Annotated in this window: 15 protein-coding genes; 9 read left to right on the top strand and 6 right to left on the bottom strand. The window is 66.2% G+C overall.

Going from position 1 to position 17,355, the window contains the following annotated elements; genetic code table 11:
* The first annotated feature begins 195 nt into the window (after positions 1–195).
* Positions 196–2,598, top strand: coding sequence for a TonB-dependent receptor plug domain-containing protein (locus AC0Z6F_RS18775; RefSeq protein ID WP_012512375.1), 2,403 nt, complete (start codon positions 196–198; stop codon positions 2,596–2,598).
* Positions 2,598–3,899 (top strand): aminotransferase class V-fold PLP-dependent enzyme, encoded by a 1,302-nt coding sequence (locus AC0Z6F_RS18770; protein WP_012512374.1) that lies wholly within the window; start codon positions 2,598–2,600, stop codon positions 3,897–3,899. The genes AC0Z6F_RS18775 and AC0Z6F_RS18770 overlap by 1 nt, the downstream gene beginning before the upstream one ends.
* Before the next feature lie 78 nt (positions 3,900–3,977).
* On the opposite strand, the gene AC0Z6F_RS18765 is transcribed toward AC0Z6F_RS18770, so the two are convergent.
* From AC0Z6F_RS18765 to AC0Z6F_RS18750, 4 genes are read right to left on the bottom strand one after another with little or no spacing between them, the layout of a single operon-like run.
* On the bottom strand, positions 3,978–5,492 hold the full coding sequence (locus AC0Z6F_RS18765; RefSeq protein ID WP_485617422.1) for an aminotransferase-like domain-containing protein: 1,515 nt from the start codon (positions 5,490–5,492) through the stop codon (positions 3,978–3,980).
* Positions 5,493–5,501: 9 nt separating this feature from the next.
* Positions 5,502–6,101, bottom strand: a complete 600-nt coding sequence (locus AC0Z6F_RS18760; RefSeq protein WP_012481503.1) for a DUF6436 domain-containing protein — start codon at positions 6,099–6,101, stop codon at positions 5,502–5,504.
* A complete protein-coding gene (locus AC0Z6F_RS18755; RefSeq protein WP_005414763.1) occupies positions 6,101–6,379 on the bottom strand; it encodes a hypothetical protein in 279 nt (92 codons plus the stop codon). The genes AC0Z6F_RS18760 and AC0Z6F_RS18755 overlap by 1 nt, the downstream gene beginning before the upstream one ends.
* A 54-nt stretch (positions 6,380–6,433) precedes the next feature.
* On the bottom strand, positions 6,434–7,849 hold the full coding sequence (locus tag AC0Z6F_RS18750; RefSeq protein ID WP_485617425.1) for an aminotransferase-like domain-containing protein: 1,416 nt from the start codon (positions 7,847–7,849) through the stop codon (positions 6,434–6,436).
* Positions 7,850–8,032: 183 nt separating this feature from the next.
* On the opposite strand from AC0Z6F_RS18750, the gene cyoA reads away from it, so the two are divergent.
* The 5 genes from cyoA (at position 8,033) to AC0Z6F_RS18725 (ending at position 12,701) form a co-directional block, all read left to right on the top strand.
* A complete protein-coding gene (cyoA, locus tag AC0Z6F_RS18745; protein WP_485617426.1) occupies positions 8,033–8,938 on the top strand; it encodes a ubiquinol oxidase subunit II in 906 nt (301 codons plus the stop codon).
* A gap of 5 nt (positions 8,939–8,943) precedes the next feature.
* On the top strand, positions 8,944–10,920 hold the full coding sequence (gene cyoB, locus AC0Z6F_RS18740; RefSeq protein WP_180837690.1) for a cytochrome o ubiquinol oxidase subunit I: 1,977 nt from the start codon (positions 8,944–8,946) through the stop codon (positions 10,918–10,920).
* Positions 10,917–11,552: a cytochrome o ubiquinol oxidase subunit III gene (cyoC, locus tag AC0Z6F_RS18735; protein ID WP_012512371.1), complete on the top strand. Its 636-nt coding sequence runs from the start codon at positions 10,917–10,919 to the stop codon at positions 11,550–11,552. The genes cyoB and cyoC overlap by 4 nt, the downstream gene beginning before the upstream one ends.
* A 1-nt stretch (position 11,553) precedes the next feature.
* Positions 11,554–11,886 carry a cytochrome o ubiquinol oxidase subunit IV gene (cyoD, locus tag AC0Z6F_RS18730; RefSeq protein ID WP_006399830.1) on the top strand — a complete coding sequence of 111 codons (333 nt, stop codon included), beginning with the start codon at positions 11,554–11,556 and terminating at the stop codon, positions 11,884–11,886.
* A gap of 143 nt (positions 11,887–12,029) precedes the next feature.
* Positions 12,030–12,701, top strand: coding sequence for an SCO family protein (locus tag AC0Z6F_RS18725; protein ID WP_032973547.1), 672 nt, complete (start codon positions 12,030–12,032; stop codon positions 12,699–12,701).
* 126 nt (positions 12,702–12,827) lie between these two features.
* On the opposite strand, the gene AC0Z6F_RS18720 is transcribed toward AC0Z6F_RS18725, so the two are convergent.
* Positions 12,828–13,421, bottom strand: a complete 594-nt coding sequence (locus AC0Z6F_RS18720) for a S8 family serine peptidase (RefSeq protein WP_485617430.1) — start codon at positions 13,419–13,421, stop codon at positions 12,828–12,830.
* On the bottom strand, positions 13,421–15,187 hold the full coding sequence (locus tag AC0Z6F_RS18715) for a S8 family serine peptidase (protein ID WP_049400824.1): 1,767 nt from the start codon (positions 15,185–15,187) through the stop codon (positions 13,421–13,423). Before AC0Z6F_RS18715 ends, AC0Z6F_RS18720 begins: the two co-directional genes overlap by 1 nt.
* A 310-nt stretch (positions 15,188–15,497) precedes the next feature.
* Here AC0Z6F_RS18715 and AC0Z6F_RS18710 point away from each other — a divergent pair, with 310 nt between their 5' ends.
* A complete protein-coding gene (locus AC0Z6F_RS18710; RefSeq protein ID WP_012512368.1) occupies positions 15,498–15,938 on the top strand; it encodes a DUF2231 domain-containing protein in 441 nt (146 codons plus the stop codon).
* Complete coding sequence (locus AC0Z6F_RS18705) at positions 15,931–17,241, top strand: PQQ-dependent sugar dehydrogenase (protein WP_485617432.1); 1,311 nt, start codon at positions 15,931–15,933, stop codon at positions 17,239–17,241. The genes AC0Z6F_RS18710 and AC0Z6F_RS18705 overlap by 8 nt, the downstream gene beginning before the upstream one ends.
* Positions 17,242–17,355 lie beyond the last annotated feature (114 nt).

The raw sequence follows: 17,355 nt of genomic DNA, 5'->3' as shown, positions 1-17,355 counted from the left end.
CGGCGGCCACTACCGCAGGGACAGGCCAAATCGCCGCAGCGCTGCGTCCACTGCCTGCGCGTGCGCCCTTGCAGCATCAAGCTGTCGTACTGACGTCATGGCTCCTTCACACATCGCGCCGAGACTGCGCGCCTTGTCCAGGCCTGTTGTGTCCGCACAGGTGCTGGCCCTGTCGCGTCCTCCCGGAGCCCTGCCGTGCATCGTTCGAAGCTTTCGCGTTCCATCCTCCTTGCCCTTTCCATGGCCAGCGCAGGAGGCGCGATCGCAGCGGAGGCCGATGCGGTCGATGCCGCGGGCAGCAGCCGTGCGGCGCCCACCCAGCTCGACGCGATGCTGGTCACCGGCACCCGCGCCTCCAACCGCACCCAGTTCGAAACGCTGGCGCCGGTGGACGTGTTCACCAAGGAAGACATCAAGTCCGTCGAGTCGACCGATCTGAAGGACGTGCTGGCGCAACTGGTGCCGTCGTTCGTGGTGCAGCGCCTGCCGATGGCCGATGGCCAGGTGTTCGTGCGCCCGGCCACGCTGCGTGGGCTGTCGCCGGACCAGACGCTGGTGCTGGTCAATGGCCGCCGCTTCCATCGCAGTGCCTTGCTGGGCAACCGCGGCGCACAGGCCGCCGACCTGGCGCAGATTCCGACCAGCGCCATCAAGCGCATCGAAGTGCTGCGCGATGGCGCGTCGGCGCAGTACGGCTCGGATGCCATCGCCGGTGTCATCAACATCATCCTGGAGGACAGCCCCGGCACCGAGATCACTGCGGGCTATTCGCAGTACGCGCAGGGCGACGGCGGCTCGCGCGACTTCAGTGCGCGTACCGGCTGGGCGCTGGGCGACTACGGCAGCCTCGCCCTGTTCGCCGAATCGTCGAACTCCGACGCGACCTCACGCACGCGCCAGCGTCCCGACGCCATCGCCTTCCAGGCCGCGCATCCCGAACTGGACGTGCCCAACCCGGTACAGCGCTGGGGCCAGCCGGAGCTGGAAAGCCGCCGCGTGGGCTTCAACCTGAAGGCCAATGCCAGCGACACCCTGGAGTTGTATGTCTTCGGCCTGTACAGCCACAGCGACGGCGTCAGCGATTTCAACTGGCGCAACCCCGATACCACCACCGGCGCGTACCGTACGACCAGTATCTTCCCGGGCTGGAACCTGCGCTCGCTGTATCCGGTGGGCTTCAGCCCGCAGTACGGCAACACCCAGAACGACCTGCAGCTGGTCGCGGGCCTGCGTGGTGAGATCACGCCCAAGCTGCGCTGGGACCTGAGCGCCTCGTATGGCCGCAATGCCATCGACTACAGCCTGGACAACTCCATCAACGCCTCGCTGGGCCCGGACAGCCCGACCTCCTTCGACCTCGGCCGGCTGACCCAGACCGAGAAGAACGCCAATGCGGACTTCAACTACGAATGGGATGTGGCTGCGCTGCCGAAGCCGGTCAACATCGCCTTCGGTGCCGAGTTCCGCCAGGAGACCTACCAGGTGCGCGCCGGCGACCCGGCCTCGTATGCGGTGGGTCGTGGCGCTGCGGCGGGCCTGGAAGCCAATTCCAACGGCGCGCCGGGCTTCTCGGCCAGCCAGGCCGGGCAGTGGAGCCAGCGCAGCAAGGCCGCCTACGTGGACATGGAAGTGCCACTGGGCGAGCGCTGGAGCATCGGCGCGGCCGGTCGCTATGAAGACTTCTCCAGCTTCGGCAGCACGGTGGATGGCAAGCTGTCGGCACGTTTTGCGATCACCCCGGACGTGGCGCTGCGCGGCACGCTCTCCACCGGCTTCCGCGCGCCCACGCCGGCCCAGCTCAACACCACCAGCACCACCCAGGGCCTGGACACGCGCACGCTGCAGATCTTCACCAGTGGCCGCCTGTCGCCCAGCGATCCGTTGGCGCAGCTGCTGGGTGCCAAGCCGCTGACCCCGGAAGAATCGCGCACGGCCTCGCTGGGCCTGACCTGGCGCACCGACCTGGGCCTGTCCGGGTCGGTCGATGTCTACCGGATCACGCTCAGCGACCGCTTCAGCCAGTCGGCCAGCTTCGCCATTCCGGCCGGCACGCCGAATCCGCTGGGCTATACCTCGGTGAACTACTTCACCAACGATTTCGACACCACCACCACCGGCGTGGATGTGGTCGGCAACTACCTGCGCGACCTCGGCGCGGGGCGGATGACGCTGACCCTGGCTTACAACTACAACCAGACCCGCGTTGACAACGGCAGCACCTCGGTGGCCACGAACGAAACCCAGCGCGTGCTGTTCGAAGACCGCCTGCCCGAGCACAAGGGCAGCTTCACCGGCAGCTGGGACATCGGCGCGTGGTCGTTGATGGCACGCGTGCGCTATTACGGCAAGTGGACCGACTCCACCGGCAATGCCACCGGCGATATCTACCAGCAGTTCGGTGCGATGACCTTCCTCGACCTGGCCGTGGGCTATCGCATCAACGAACACCACAGCCTGAGCGTGGGCGCCGACAACGTGTTCGACCGCTACCCGGACGAAGCCACGTTCCAGGCCAGCCGTGGCCTGATCTATTCGCGCAACGCGCCGTACGATACCGATGGTGCCAATGTGTACGCGCAGTACCGGCTGAGCTTCTGATGGACCGCAGCCGTCGCTCCCTGCTGCGCGCAGGTGCGCTGTTGCCGGCCAGTGCAGCGCTTGCCGCGCTGGCTGCTCCGGCAGCCGCGCGCTACGCTGTGCCGATGGACATTCCTGCACCTTCCACGACGCCGGATGTGTTGGCCCGTGACGAGTCGTACTGGTCCGCCGTCGCCAGCCACTTCGACATCACCGATGAAGTGAACCTCCTGGAGAACGGCTACTGGGGCGCGATGGGCAAGCAGACCCTGGCCAGCTACCAGCGGCATACCGCCGAGGTGAACCGGGGCAATGCCTGGTACGGTCGCCACGCGTTCCCGGCGCAGTACCTGGCCGTGCATCGGCAGGTGGCCGACATGCTTGGCGTCGGCGCCGACGAAATCGCGCTGACCCGTGGCGCCACCGAAGCGATGCTGGCGCTGATCGGTGGCTACAACCGGTTGGCCGCGGGCGACCAGGTGCTGTACGCCGACATCGACTACGACAGCATGATCAACGCGATGCGCTGGTTGCAGCAGCGTCGTGGCGTGCAGGTCGAGCGCATCGCACTGCCTGTGGTGCCCACCCATGAGCAGATCCTGCAGGCTTACGATGAGGCGTTCGCGCGCCTGCCGCGCCTGAAACTGGTGCTGCTGACCCAGGTCAGCCACCGCCATGGGCTGGTGCTGCCGGTGGCCGAGCTCACCGAGCGTGCGCGGGCACGCGGCATCGATGTGATTGTCGATGCCGCACATGGCTTTGGCCAGATCGACTACGCGGTGCCGGACCTGAAGGCCGATTTCGTTGGCATCAACCTGCACAAGTGGATCGGCGCACCGGTGGGCGTGGGCGCGATGTACGTGCGCAAAGGACGCGTGGCCGACCTGGATCCGTACATGGGTGAGACCGACGACGGCCGCCTGGGCAGTCGCGTGCACACCGGCACGGTCAACTTCGCCGCCTATCTGGCGCTGCCCGAGGCCATCGCGCTGCATCAGCGTATCGGCGCAGCGAACAAGCAGGCGCGGCTGCGCTACCTGCGTGAGCGTTGGACGGTGGCGGCGCGGCAGATGGCGCATATCGAGGTGCTGTCGTCGCCGGATCCGGCGTTGGCCAGTGCACTGGCCAGCTTCCGCCTGCGTGGCCATGCCTCGGTGGAAGACAACCAGGCGCTGCAGAAACGGCTGCTGGATGAACATCGGATATTCACCACCCATCGCGATGGCCTGGACTCCGGCGCCTGCGTGCGGGTGACACCATCGGTGTTCACCCGCCCCGGGCAGATGGATGCGCTGGTGCAGGCGTTGGCCGCGCTGGCCTGATCCTGCTTTGGTAGGCGCCAACTTTGGTTGGCACATTCCGTCCGCGCCGGGGAATCTTCCGCCGGGCATGGCCCGGCGCTACCGTTCTATCGCCGGCAACGCATCGGACAATAACAAACGATCGATCCGCCGCAGCGCGTTTTCCAGTTGCCGCCGGTCGGCAGCCAATCCCAGCGACAGCCGCACCCCGCTCGCGAACGGCGCGCCCGGCGGACAGAACGCCGATGAAGGCGCGATCGCCAGGCCCTGCAGCTGCGCCGTACGCACCAGCGTGGCATCGGTCCACGGCGCTGGCACCCGGCACCATGCGTGCAGCCCATCGGCGCGCTCCAGCAACGAGGGTGCCAGCAGATACCGCGCCATCCGCGTGCGCTCGCGCGCTTCCTCGCGGACCTGCGCCAGCAGCGCCTGCGCCGAGCCATCCAGCAGCAGCTGGCTGGCCAGCGCAGAGACCAGCGGATGGCCCATCAACCGTGTGGCACGCAGTGCAGTGGCCATCGCCTCGGCATGGGCGGCGCCCGGGCACTGCACGAACGCGGTACGCAGGCCGGGGCTGATCACCTTTGAAAGCGTGGCCACATGGAACACGTGTCGCGGTGCCAGCGTCGCCAACGGAATGGGCGCGGTGACGGCCAGATGCCAGTACGGATCGTCCTCGATCGCCAGCAGGCCTTCGTGTTCCAGTACCCGCGCCAGCGCCTCGCGCCGCGCAGTGGGCACGGTCAGCGCCGTCGGGTTCTGGCAGGTTGGGTTGAGGTAGACCAGGCGCGCGCCACATTCCCGCGCCCGGCGGGCCAGCGCCTCCGGGCACATGCCGTGCTCGTCGCCCTCCACCGTGACCAGCCGCCGTCCCAGTGCGGCGGCCGCCTGCAGCAGACCCGGATACACCAGCCGGTCGCAGAGGATCGCATCGCCCTCGCGCCCCTGGCTGAGCAGGATCGCGGCCAGCGCCACCTGCGCACCTTCGGTCAGCAGCAGGCGAGCATCGTCCACCGTGCCCAGCATCGGCTGCAGCCAGCGCGCCGCGGCGTGGCGGTCGGTCGGGTTGCCACCGCCCAGGTGATAGGTCATCAGGTTCGGTGCACTGCTGCGCGCAAGCACCGCCGCTGCGCCTCGACGCAGCATTTCCGCCAGTGCATCGGCGTCGGGTACCGGTGGCACGTTCATGCTGAGATCGACGGCCTGGTCAAAACCCGCCTTGGGCGGTGCGATGAAGCTGCCCTGTGGCCCGCGTGCTTCGATCAGTCCACGCTTGCGTGCTTCATCGAAGGCGCGGGTGACCGTGGTCAGGTCGATACCGAGCTGCTGCGCCAACGCGCGCTGCGAGGGCAGGCGCTGTCCCGGTGCGAGACCACCGCGGCGCACCGTGCGTTCCAGCGAGTTGACGATGCGCAGGTAGATCGGCCCGCTGTGCGCGAGTACGTCCTGCACCCATTCGCGGGCTGCGACATCCGGTCGCGGCATGTACGGAGCATGTCGGGGCGTATCGTTGCTTCCAACGGCGGGAGCCTGTCCATAACCATCGGTCGGTTCGGACAGGTGACCGCCGTTGTTGTTTGCGGCGGCCACACCGGCCAGCGTCAGTGATGTCATTGCGCGTCCTCAGCGCTTGGCCTGCCAGGGGCAGTAGCAGCCCACGGCAAGCAGTCCTTTCGGGCGCACGGTCTCGCCGCGCACCAGTCTGTCCAGCAGCGGTTCGACGAAGCTGTTGGCCGAGTTGCAGACCATGCCGATGCTGTACGGTCCTGCGTAGGCGAGGTGGCCCTGGCGATCCCAGATGGCTACGGCGGGGCTGGCCGGAATGTGTTCGATGCCGTCGATGGTCGGCAGGTTGATCACCTTGTTGCGCAGTGGCTCGGGCAGCTCGCCCTGCGTACCCGGGCGGCGGATGGCATAGAAGTCGATGCCGGCGCGGCGGTACATGCTGATCAGGTAGCTCAGGTGCGCACCGGTCTCGCGATTGCACACGCCGCAGGCCGGGTCCCAGAAATGCACCACGCGGATGCGGCCGGTATCACCGGCCAGGTCGGCCGGCAGGCGCAGCTGCGAATCGTCGAAGACGATGGCCTGTTCGGTGAAGGTGGACTGCGCGCTGTAGCCGAAGTACTGCCACAGCGCAGCCGCGACGCCGGCCATGAACAGGCAGGCGAGGGCGATCATCGTCGGCAGCAGCCAGCGGCGACGCGGCGCGGCTGCGCCCATCAGGAATCTTCCCGGCCGAACTTGTGCACGTACTGCTTGCGCATCTCGCGGCAGGAATCGGCCTGAGCGCGGCGCTGGATCTCGCTACGCGACGGATCCTCGCTGCGCTGCACGCATTGCTCGATGGCGTGGCGTTCGGCGGCCTGTACGTCCACGGTCTGTGGCTGCAGGCAGACCCAGGCCAGCGCGGCCAGCATCAGCACCACAAAGCCACCGCACCCGGCCATCACCAGGTGGAACTTCAGTTTCTCGGCGCGCATCGATGCACGTCCCTTCATCCATACATTGCATACAAAATATCATCTTGTATGGATAAAGCGCCATGCACCCGTTCAGACGATGGCGTTGTGCCGGGCCTCGGGAGCTTCAGACAGGATCTCGTTCAGCTTGGCCAGCGCCCCGGCCAGCGCGCCCTGGTCAACCGCGCCACCCAACGACAGGCGGATCGCGTTGCCCGGTGGCGGCTCTTCCACGCTGAAGGCGTCCGAGCTGGCAATGCCCAGCCCCTGCTCCTGTGCGGCCTGGATCAACCGGTACTGGTCCAGCCGCGGCGGCAGTGGCAGCCACACATGCAGGCCGGCGGGATGCGCCTGGGCGCGGGCCGGCAGGTAACGGGCGGCAATGGCCTGGCGCTCGCGCAGCTCCTGCTGGAAGCGCTGCACCATGTCCTGGGCCTGGCCGCTGCGGATCCACTGCGAGGCCACCGCTACCATCGACTGGGTCGGCATCAGCGCGATCGCACGCAGGGCGTCCAGCACCGGTTCCATCGGTTCGCCGGCCGGCACCACCAGGTAGGCGGTGCGCAGGCCCGGTGCCAGGCACTTGGACAGGGTGGAGATGTAGTACACCGGGCAGCCTGCGTCGCGGTGGGCGGCCAGCGGCGGTGCGGCGTCCCCGGCCAGCAACCAGTAGGGATCGTCTTCGATCACGGTCAGATCGTGGCATTTCGCGACGGCCAGGAGGGCCTGCCGGCGTTGTGCCGACATCGTCGCCGTGGTCGGGTTCTGGATGGTCGGCACCAGGTACAGCAGGCGCGGGCGGCGCAGCTGGCAGGCCTCCTCCAGCGCCTCCGGCAGCATGCCCTCGGCGTCCATCGCCACCGGCACCACGCCCCGTTGCAGCACCCGCGCGGCAGCCAACAGGCCTGGGTAGGTCAGCTGCTCGGCGGCAATCAGCTCGCCCGGCTGGGTGCGGGCCAGGATCAGCGCGCACAGCGCGGTCTGCGCGCCGGGGCAGATCACCACCTGGTCGGCACCCACCGTGCCCAGCATCGGCGCCAGCCACTGCACCGCGGCGGCGCGGTCCTCGCGAGTGCCGGCGCCGACGTGGTAGCTCATCAATTCGCCCTGGCCCAGCTGCTGGCCGACGTGCTGGAAGCCGGTCTCCATGCCCTGTGCGAACGGCGCGCTGCCCAGCAGCGGCGGGATGTTCATGCTCAGGTCGACCGAGGTGCTGCGGTTGCCGGCCGACAGTGCGATGAAGGTGCCGCCGGCGCCCTGGGCATCGAGCAGGCCGGCCTGGCGCAGCTCGGCGAAGGCGCGGGTGACCGTGGTCAGGTCCACGCCCACCTGCTGGGCCAGGTCGCGCTGCGGCGGCAGGCGGTCGCCCGGGCGCAGCACGCCGTCATCCACCGCCTCGCGCACCTGCTGGGCAATCTGCAGATACAGCGGGCCGGCGCCCTCGCGGAAGGGGCGAACCCAGGTGCGATTGGGGTGTTTCAGGCGGCGGCCGGCGGCAGGTGGCGTCATCGGTCAGTTTTTTCCATACGTGCAGATGCACAATTCCATACAATGCTGTATCTTGTATGGGCTTGATTGGAGTGGTTCACCTTTTTGTAGGCGACCTCGTACCCACAGTGTAGCCGCTCCACGCCCGGGCGCTGCGCGCAGGCGAGCCGGTCAAGCGCGCTTCTTCAACAGGGTTGACCTCCAATGAATATCTGCTGGAACCGCATCCGCCTGGCGCTGGTCGCCCTGGCTTGCATCGCTCTGACGGGCTGCGACTGGGTGCTGCTGGATTCGAAAGGCATGGTCGGGATCGCCCAGCGCGACCTGATCCTGATCTGCATCGGCCTGATGCTGATCGTGGTGATACCGGCCATCGTGCTGACCTTCGTGTTCGCCTGGCGCTACCGCGCCGGCAATACCAAAGCCAAATACATGCCTGACTGGTCGCACTCCACCAAGGTGGAGATCGTGGTCTGGGGCGTGCCGCTGATCATCATCGCGGTGCTGGCGGTGATCGTGTGGAAGTCCACCCACGAGCTGGACCCCTACAAGCCGCTGGACGTGGCCGGTGAGCCGCTGCATGTGGACGTGATCGCCACCGACTGGAAGTGGGTGTTCGTGTATCCGGACCTCGGCATCGCCACGGTCAACCAGCTCAACTTCCCGGTCGACCGCCCGCTGGCGTTCAACATCACCTCCAACTCGACGATGAACACCTTCTTCATCCCGCAGCTGGGTGGGCAGATCTACGCGATGGCCGGCATGCGCACGCAGCTGCACCTGATCGCCAACGAGCCTGGCCAGTTCCGTGGCATGTCCGGCAACTACAGCGGGCATGGCTTCTCGAACATGAAGTTCATTGCCACCGCCAGCAGCAACGAAGACTTCGAGCGCTGGGTGGCCGAGGTACGCAGCGCGCCGGACGCACTCAGTTTCGCGGAGTTCAAGGCGCTGGCCGCGCCGTCGCGCAACGCGCCGGTACAACACTTCTCCAGCGTCGAACCGCTGCTGTTCAAGAAGGTCATCGACCAGTTCATCGGCGTCGGTGAGAACACCGCTGCTGCGGCCCCTGCGGGTGCCGCCGGCGGTGCCCAGGTTTCCCAGGAGTAACGAACATGTTGGGTAAATTGACGTGGGAGGCCGTGCCACTGCACGAGCCGATCGTGGTGATCACGCTGGCGGCCATGGTGCTGGGTGGCCTCGCGCTGCTTGGCGCGGTGACGTACTTCAAGCTGTGGGGCCCGCTGTGGCGTGACTGGTTCACCACCGTGGACCACAAGAAGATCGGCATCATGTACGTGGTGGTGGCGCTGGTCATGCTGGTGCGTGGCTTTGCCGATGCGCTGATGATGCGCGCGCAGCTGGCGGCGGCTGGCCCGGGCAGTGACGGCTTCCTGCCACCTGAGCACTACGACCAGATCTTCACCGCGCACGGCGTGATCATGATCTTCTTCGTGGCCACCCCGTTCGTGGTCGGCCTGATGAACATCATCGTGCCGCTGCAGATCGGCGCGCGCGACATGGCGTTCCCGTTCCTCAACGCCTTCAGCTTCTGGATCTTCGTGGTCGGCGCAGCGCTGATGATGATCTCGCTGGGTGTCGGCGAATTCGCCATGACCGGCTGGGTGGCCTATCCGCCGCTGTCGGGCATCGAGTTCAGTCCAGGCGTGGGTGTCGATTACTACATCTGGGCGTTGCAGGCTTCGGGCATCGGCACATTGCTGACCGGCGTCAACCTGTTCATCACCATCCTGCGCATGCGTGCACCGGGCATGACCCTGATGAAGATGCCGGTGTTCACCTGGACCGTGCTGGTCACCAGCGTGATCATCATCGCCGCCTTCCCGATCCTGACCGTGGCACTGGGTGCGCTCACCCTGGACCGCTACCTGGACTTCAACTTCTACACCAACACGTTGGGTGGCAACCCGATGATGTACGTGAACCTGGTGTGGGCCTGGGGCCACCCGGAGGTGTACATCCTGGTGCTGCCGGCGTTCGGCATCTTCTCTGAAGTGACTGCCACGTTCGCGCGCAAGAAGCTGTTCGGCTACAAGTCGATGGTCGGTGCCACGCTGGCGATCGGCATCCTGTCGTTCATCGTCTGGCTGCACCACTTCTTCACCATGGGCTCCGGTGCCAGCGTCAATGCCTTCTTCGGCATCATGACGATGATCATCGCCATCCCCACCGGCGTGAAGATCTTCACCTGGCTGTTCACCATGTACGGCGGCCGCGTCGAGTTCAGCGTGCCGATGCTGTGGACCATCGCCTTCCTGGTCACCTTCACCATCGGTGGCATGACCGGTGTGCTGCTGGCCATCCCGGGTGCGGACTTCCTGCTGCACAACAGCCTGTTCCTGGTCGCGCACTTCCACAACACCATCATCGGCGGCGCGCTGTTCGGCTACCTGGCCGGCTTCGCCTACTGGTTCCCGAAGGTGTTCGGCTTCACCCTCAACGAGCGCCTGGGCAAGTGGTCGTTCGCCTGCTGGGTGATCGGTTTCTACCTGGCCTTCATGCCGCTGTACATGCTCGGCTTCATGGGCATGACCCGCCGCATGAACCAGTACGACAACCCGGCGTGGACGCCGTACCTGATCGCTGCCTTCATCGGTGCACTGTTCGTGTTCGCGGGCATCATCCTGATGCTGGTGCAGATCTACGTGAGCGTGCGCGACCGCAAGCGCAACCTGGACGTGACCGGCGACCCGTGGAATGCACGCACGCTGGAATGGGCCACGCCGTCGCCGCCGCCGTTCTACAACTTCGCCGTGGTGCCCAAGGCCGATGAGCTGGATGCCTTCCACGAAGCGAAGAAGCGTGGCCTGCCGCCGCCGCCGAAGAAGTACGCGCCTATCCACATGCCGAAAAACACCGGCGTACCGCTGATCCTCAACATCTGGATCCTGGTGCTGTGCTTCGCCCTGGTCTGGCACATCTGGTGGATGGCCGCGGCCAGCTTCATCGCGATGATCGTCACCCTGATCGTGCGGTCCTACGACGAGGACGTGGACTACTACGTCAGTTCCGAAGAGGTGGCGCGCACCGAAGCGGCCAACCTTGCCAAGCTGAAGGAGGTACGCGCATGAACCTGTTGACCCGCCCCGAGCTGGCCAGCGACACGCAGGCGCACGAGGACCACCACGAACACGACCATGGCCACGAACAGGGCGGCATGAAGGTGTTCGGCATGTGGGTCTACCTCATGTCCGACCTGGTGCTGTTCGGTTCGCTGTTCGCCTCGTACGCGGTGCTCAGCACCGCCTACGCCGGCGGCCCCACCGGCAAGGACCTGTTCTCGCTGCCGTTCGTGATGGCCGAGACCTTCCTGCTGCTGGTTTCCAGCATCACCTACGGCCAGGCCGTGCTGGCGATGCATCGCCACGACACCTCGGCGGTGCTGCGCTGGCTGGGCGTGACCTTCGTGCTCGGTGCCTCGTTCATCGGCATGGAGATCTACGAGTTCTCGCACCTGATCCACGAAGGCGCGGGCCCCAGCACCAGTGCCTACCTGTCGGCGTTCTTCGCGCTGGTCGCCACCCACGGCCTGCACGTGGCCAGCGGCCTGATCTGGATGGCGGTGGTCATGCACCAGGTCTACAGCCGCGGCCTGACCCCGACCAACATCACCCGCGTGTCGTGCCTGAGCCTGTTCTGGCACTTCCTGGACCTGGTGTGGATCTGCGTCTTCACCTTCGTCTACCTGATCGGAGCCTTCTGACATGGCCCACGTCGAAACCTCGCGCGCCGGCAATGCGCACGGCTCCACCAAGTCCTACCTGATCGGCTTCGTGCTGTGCGCGCTGCTGACCGTGGTGCCGTTCGCGCTGGTGATGAACCCGGTGCTGTCGCGGCCGCTCACGCTGTTCCTGCTGGTCGGCTTCGCGGTGGCGCAGATCCTGGTGCAGCTGGTCTATTTCCTGCACATGGACCGCAAGTCCGAAGGTGGCTGGAACCTGGCCAGCTTCGTGTTCACCCTGGTGATCCTGTTCATCGTCGTCGCACTGTCGGTCTGGATCATCTGGAGCATGCACTACCACATGATGATCAACTGACCGTGGCCGGGGTGATCGGCATGGACCGCACGATCACCCCGGCACCTCCGTCCTCTTTCTCCCCAAGGGCAGGCCTGACCGAGACCCCGCCCGCACCTGCGTTGGTGGTACCCGTGAAGCGTCCTGCTGCTGTTGTCCGTTCGTTGTTCTCTCCCCGTTTCCGCCTGCCGCTGCTGGCAGGCCTGGCCATTGGCCTGCTGGCCGGCTGCAGTGCGCAGTCGCGCATGGACTTCTATTCCAAGGACATCGCCTGCGAAGAGCTCGGCCAGCAGTGGTCGATGCCCGACAGCCACGGCACCGTGCGTGGGCCGAAGGACCTGCAGGGGCAGGTGACCTATCTGTTCTTCGGCTTCACCAGCTGCCCGGACGTCTGCCCGACGACCATGGTCGAGCTCAGCCAGGTCAAGCACCTGATGGGCAAGGATGCCGACCAGTTGCAGGTAGTGTTCGTCAGTGTCGACCCAGCGCGTGATACGCCGGAGGTTGCGCGCACCTACGTGGAAGCCTTCGACCCCAAGGCGATCGCACTGGTCGGCAACGAAGCGCAACTGGCCGCGATGGCCAGCGACTTCAAGGCGTTCTACGAAAAGGAACCCGGCCAGGTGCCGGAGACCTACACCATGAGCCACATCGCCGGCGGCTACGTGTTTGATCGTCAAGGCCGCCTCCGCCTGTTCGCACCCTACGGCATGCCGGTGGACAAGCTGTTCTCCGACGTGCAGCGCCTGCTGCTGGAGCCGGGCCACCCGGCCGCCGGCAACGATGCATTGGCCAGCTGCCACCTCAAGCACAGCGACACGCTCGCCGCCCGGTAGGGGTCGACCTTGGTCGACACGCAGTGAATGAATCTGGTGGGTGCCGACTGTTGGTCGGCACACCCCCACACACCAATCCCCCGGCCGGCCAGGAGAGCCAACCGGCCAGGGGCACCACTCAACGCCTTACTTGGTTTCTTCCCACTGCACCACGTCCGGCTCGGCCGCCTTGATGCCGGCGGTCGACAGCAGCTTGGTGGTCGCATCCAGTGCAGCATTCACCGACGGGTACTCCACAATCGCGCGGCCCGAGGCCTTGGACACCTTCACCACGGTGCCGCCGGTGGCGGTGGCCGCACGCTGGGCGGAGGCCGCATCGGTGAAGAACACCTTGACCCGCGAGGTCGCCACGACCGGTGCGCCATCGTTGGAGACGGCGGCCGCAAATTTGCTGGCACCGGCATCCGCACGTGCGGCCACACCGGTAGACGCATCCGTGGACCGCTTGCTGCGGGTGCCGACGGCCGCCGCGCTGGCATCAGCCCCGGTGGTGATCCTGAACTGGCCGCCGCTGGCCTGCCGCACGGTTGCCGACGGCGCCAGCTGGAAGCGCGAGCCGCCGACATTGAACGAACGGCCGGTGGCCTCCGCCTTCAACTGCTGCGTGTCTACGGTCGACAAGGTCTTCGCCGGAGGTGTCTGGCCCGAGCTCTGTGCCCAGGCGGTGGTGGTCATCGCCGCGAGGGCGAGGGTGCTCAACAGAATGGTCGTCTTCATCATCAGTGCCCCAGAACGCGGATCTTGAAGAATTCGAGGTTGCCACGCGATGCTGCGTTCGCGGCTTGCCCCAGGTCGGTTACTTCCAGTGTCCAGGTGCCCGTGGCGTTCTCATCCAGGAAGGCATTGCTGGACAGCAGGTCCCAGTTGGTGAAGTTGCGCTGCACACCATTGAGGCCAGAGCCGATCGCGGTGAATGCCGGCTGCACCACGCTGCGGGTGCCGCTGGGCGAGATCAGCACGAACTGCAGCTGGCGGGTGTTGCTGTGGTTGACGCGGAAGCCGAGCTGCACGCTCTCGATGTTGCGCGCACCGTTGGCCAGCTGGAAGGTCAGGCGCGCCGCGGCCGCCGAGGTATTGCCGATGGCCACGGTACGCGTCGTGTTGCGCCAGCCACTATCCACCAGTGCACCCAGCGGCTGGAAGTCTTCTGCGACCTGTACCGCGCGTGCCGCGTTGACCACACCGAAACCGTACCAGTTGCTGTAGGCACGGCCGGCGGCATTCACCGTCCAGCCCGGCACCAGCACGCGGCCGTCGGAGTGGGTCACCGCTGCCCGGTTCGGATCGGTGCGGGTGGCGGTGGTGGCCAGGATGTACTTCACATCGCGGTAGGACAGGTTCGGATTGGTCTCCAGCAGCAGCGCCGCCACGCCCGACACCATCGGCGTGGCCGCCGAGGTGCCGTTCATTTTTCCTGTGTAGTTGCAGGTGCTGTCGATGGCAGACTGGTCGCCGTCCAAGGTGTTGCGCAGGCTCGTGTTCTTGTTGCTGCCCTGCGCGCAGCCGGTGACATCGGTGGTGAGGATGGCCGGATCGTAGCGGATCGCCAGCTGCCCCGGCACGACCTGCCGCTGCCAGCCATTCTCACCGCCGAAGCCGGACACCCACAGCGCCGAGCCGGTGGACGAGTAGGACGAGCGCACGCCATCGGCGCGCACGGCGGCAACGGTGATCACGTTGAACAGGTTGTTACGCGGGTCGCGGCCGGCCGGAATGCAACCCGTGTTGCGGTTCTTGGTGTCTGCCGAGCAGATGTCGGTGCCATCCGAGCGTGCACCGTTGTTGTGATTGTTGCCGGCGGCTTTCACGTAGATGCCACCGCGGCCGCCACGGGTGCCGGACATGGCCTGCTCATAGGCGGCGATGTCGTTCTGGCTGTAGGCCAGCGGCAGGTTGGGGTTGCCCGGGCTGGAGCCCCAGCTGTTGTTGAAGACCCCCACGTCGGCCACTTCGGCGCCGTCCCACCACGAGTACTCGATGTTGGAATTCGAATTGCCTTGGGCATTGGAGGCCAGGAAATTGAAGCCCTTGAGTGTGGCCGCTGAGGCTACGCCGCGCACGCCCAGGTTGTTGGCACCGACCGCACCGGCGATGCCGCCGACCATGGTGCCGTGATTGTCGCGGTCGGGATTGGACGGTGAAGGGTTGTTGCTCTGGTTGGCGAAGTTCTTGCCGGCGACCGCCGCGACGTTGGCGGCCAGGTCCGGGTGGGCGATCTGCAGGCCGTCATCGACGATGGCGATGGTGACGCCCTGGCCACGGATGCCATTGCGGAACAGGCCATCCACGTTCAGATCGTTGCCAGCCACCGGCAGGGTATCGCCCAGTACGGCCTGTCCGGTGTTGAGCAGATGCCACTGACGCCCGGCCAGCGGATCGGCCTGCTGGGCCTGGGCGGTGACGGCCAGGCTGCCCAGCACCAGGGCAGTGGCGAGGGCCAGGCGCGCGGAGCGCGGTGGCGCGGAGCGTTGCGTGTGTCGCTTCATACACGAATCCTTCTGTTGTGAATCGGCATGGCAGGACGGCGGGGCGGAACTGCCCCATCGCAACGAGCCAAACGCGACACAACGAAGAACCCCCTACCTCTTCACGGAACCAATCTGCAGATGTGCCGATTGCGTCACAAACACTTATGTCGTGGGGGAATGACGACTGCCGTGTCCCGCATCTGGTAGGTGCCAACCTTGGTTGGCACGCGTATACACGCATGGCGTGGATCTACCCGGTGTCATCGCGCGCCCTCACATCCGGCTGTGCTACTACAGCCCGTGCACCCTTCCGCATCGGAGCACGATGATGGTCAACCCTCTGGCCCAGGCCCATCGCGGCCTCGGCACTACGCTGTTCAGCCTGTTGAACCCGATACCCTTCGGCTTCTTCGTCGGCGCGCTGATCTTCGACGCGATCTACCTCAACAGCGCCGAGGTGATGTGGGGCAAGTCCGCCGCCTGGCTGATCACCTTCGGCCTGCTGATCGCCATCATTCCGCGCCTGATCAACCTGTTCGCGGTCTGGCGCCGCAACGGCACCGCCACCCGCATCGACCGCATCGACTTCTTCCTCAACCTGGTCGCGGTGCTGCTGGCCATCTGGAACGCCTTCGTGCACAGCCGCGATGCGTATGCCGTCGCGGTGCCGGGCACGATCCTGTCGGCGCTGACCGTGGCCCTGATCGCCCTGGGCCTGATCCTGCTGTCGCTGCAGCCGCCGGTGCTGCAGGGAGGTCGTCATGGCTAAGCACATCCTGCCTACCGTGGGCGCCCTGGCGCTGGTCGTGATGCTGTCGGCCTGTGCCGGCAAGGCCGAATACCACCCCACCGACCAGTCGGGTGCGAAGCCGCCTCTGCCGGCACCGAAGAACTTCCTGATGCCGCCGATGCAGGTGCCCAAAGGCGTGGGTTGGGCCGACGGCCAGTCACCCACCGTGGCCGAAGGCCTGAAGATCGAACGCATCGCCGCCAACCTGCAGCATCCGCGGCGATTGTTGACCCTGCCCAACGGCGATGTGCTGGTGGTGGAAGGCAATGGCCCCGGTGAAGAACCGGTCACCACGCCCAAGCAGTGGATCGCCGGCAAGGTGAAGGCGCGCTCGGGCAAGGCCGGCAAGGGCGGCAACCGGGTCACCCTGCTGCGCCGCACACCGGGCACGAACACCTGGACCCAGCACGTGTACATCGAAGGCCTGCATTCGCCGTTCGGCATCCAACTGATCGGTGACACGCTGTACGTGGCCAACACCGGCAACATCATGCAGTACCACTACGTGCCGGGCGAAACCCGCATGTCCGACAAGGGCCGCGAGTTCACCGACCTGCCCAGCACCATCAACCACCACTGGACCAAGGAACTGCTGGCCAGCCGCGATGGCAGCAAGCTGTACGTGGGCGTGGGCTCCAACAGCAACATCACCGAGAATGGCCTGGCCGTTGAATACCGCCGCGCAGTGGTGCTGGAAGTGGACGTGGCCACCCGTGGCAGCCGCATCTATGCGTCGGGCATCCGCAACCCGACCGGGCTGGACTGGGAGCCGAGCACCGGCACGCTGTGGGCCGTAGCGAACGAACGCGATGAAATCGGTGCCGACCTGGTGCCTGATTACCTCACCTCGGTGAAGGAGGATGGCTTCTACGGCTGGCCCTACAGCTACTGCGGCCAGCACGTGGACGAGCGCGTGCAGCCGCAGCGGCCGGACCTGGTGGCGAAAGCCATCACGCCGGACTACGCCATCGGCTCGCACGTGGCACCGCTGGGCCTGCTGTTCTACACCGGCCAGGCACTGCCGGCGCAGTACCACGGCGGCGCCTTCATCGGCGAGCACGGCAGCTGGGATCGCTCACCATTGAGCGGCTACGAAGTGGTCTACGTACCGTTCAAGGACGGCAAGCCGACCGGGCGGCCGCAGACCGTCGTCAGCGGCTTCGCCTCCAAGGACGAGAAGACCTTGATGGGCGCACCGGTAGGCATGGCGATGGATGCCGAAGGCGCACTGCTGGTCGCCGACGACGTGGGCGACGTGGTGTGGCGGGTGTCAGCCAAGTAGCTCTGTAGAGTCGAGCCACGCTCGGCTGCTTTGAACTGGCCTGTGTAGAGTCGAGGCAAGCCCCACCGCCTTTTTCCGCAAAAAGCAAAACCGGGTCGACCCCCACAAAAGACA

It is taken from the genome of Stenotrophomonas sp. 1L-E-5-B-C3, from assembly GCF_057292075.1.
The sequence above is the reverse complement of the archived record's forward strand: the minus strand, read 5'-3'. Positions and strand labels throughout refer to the sequence as shown.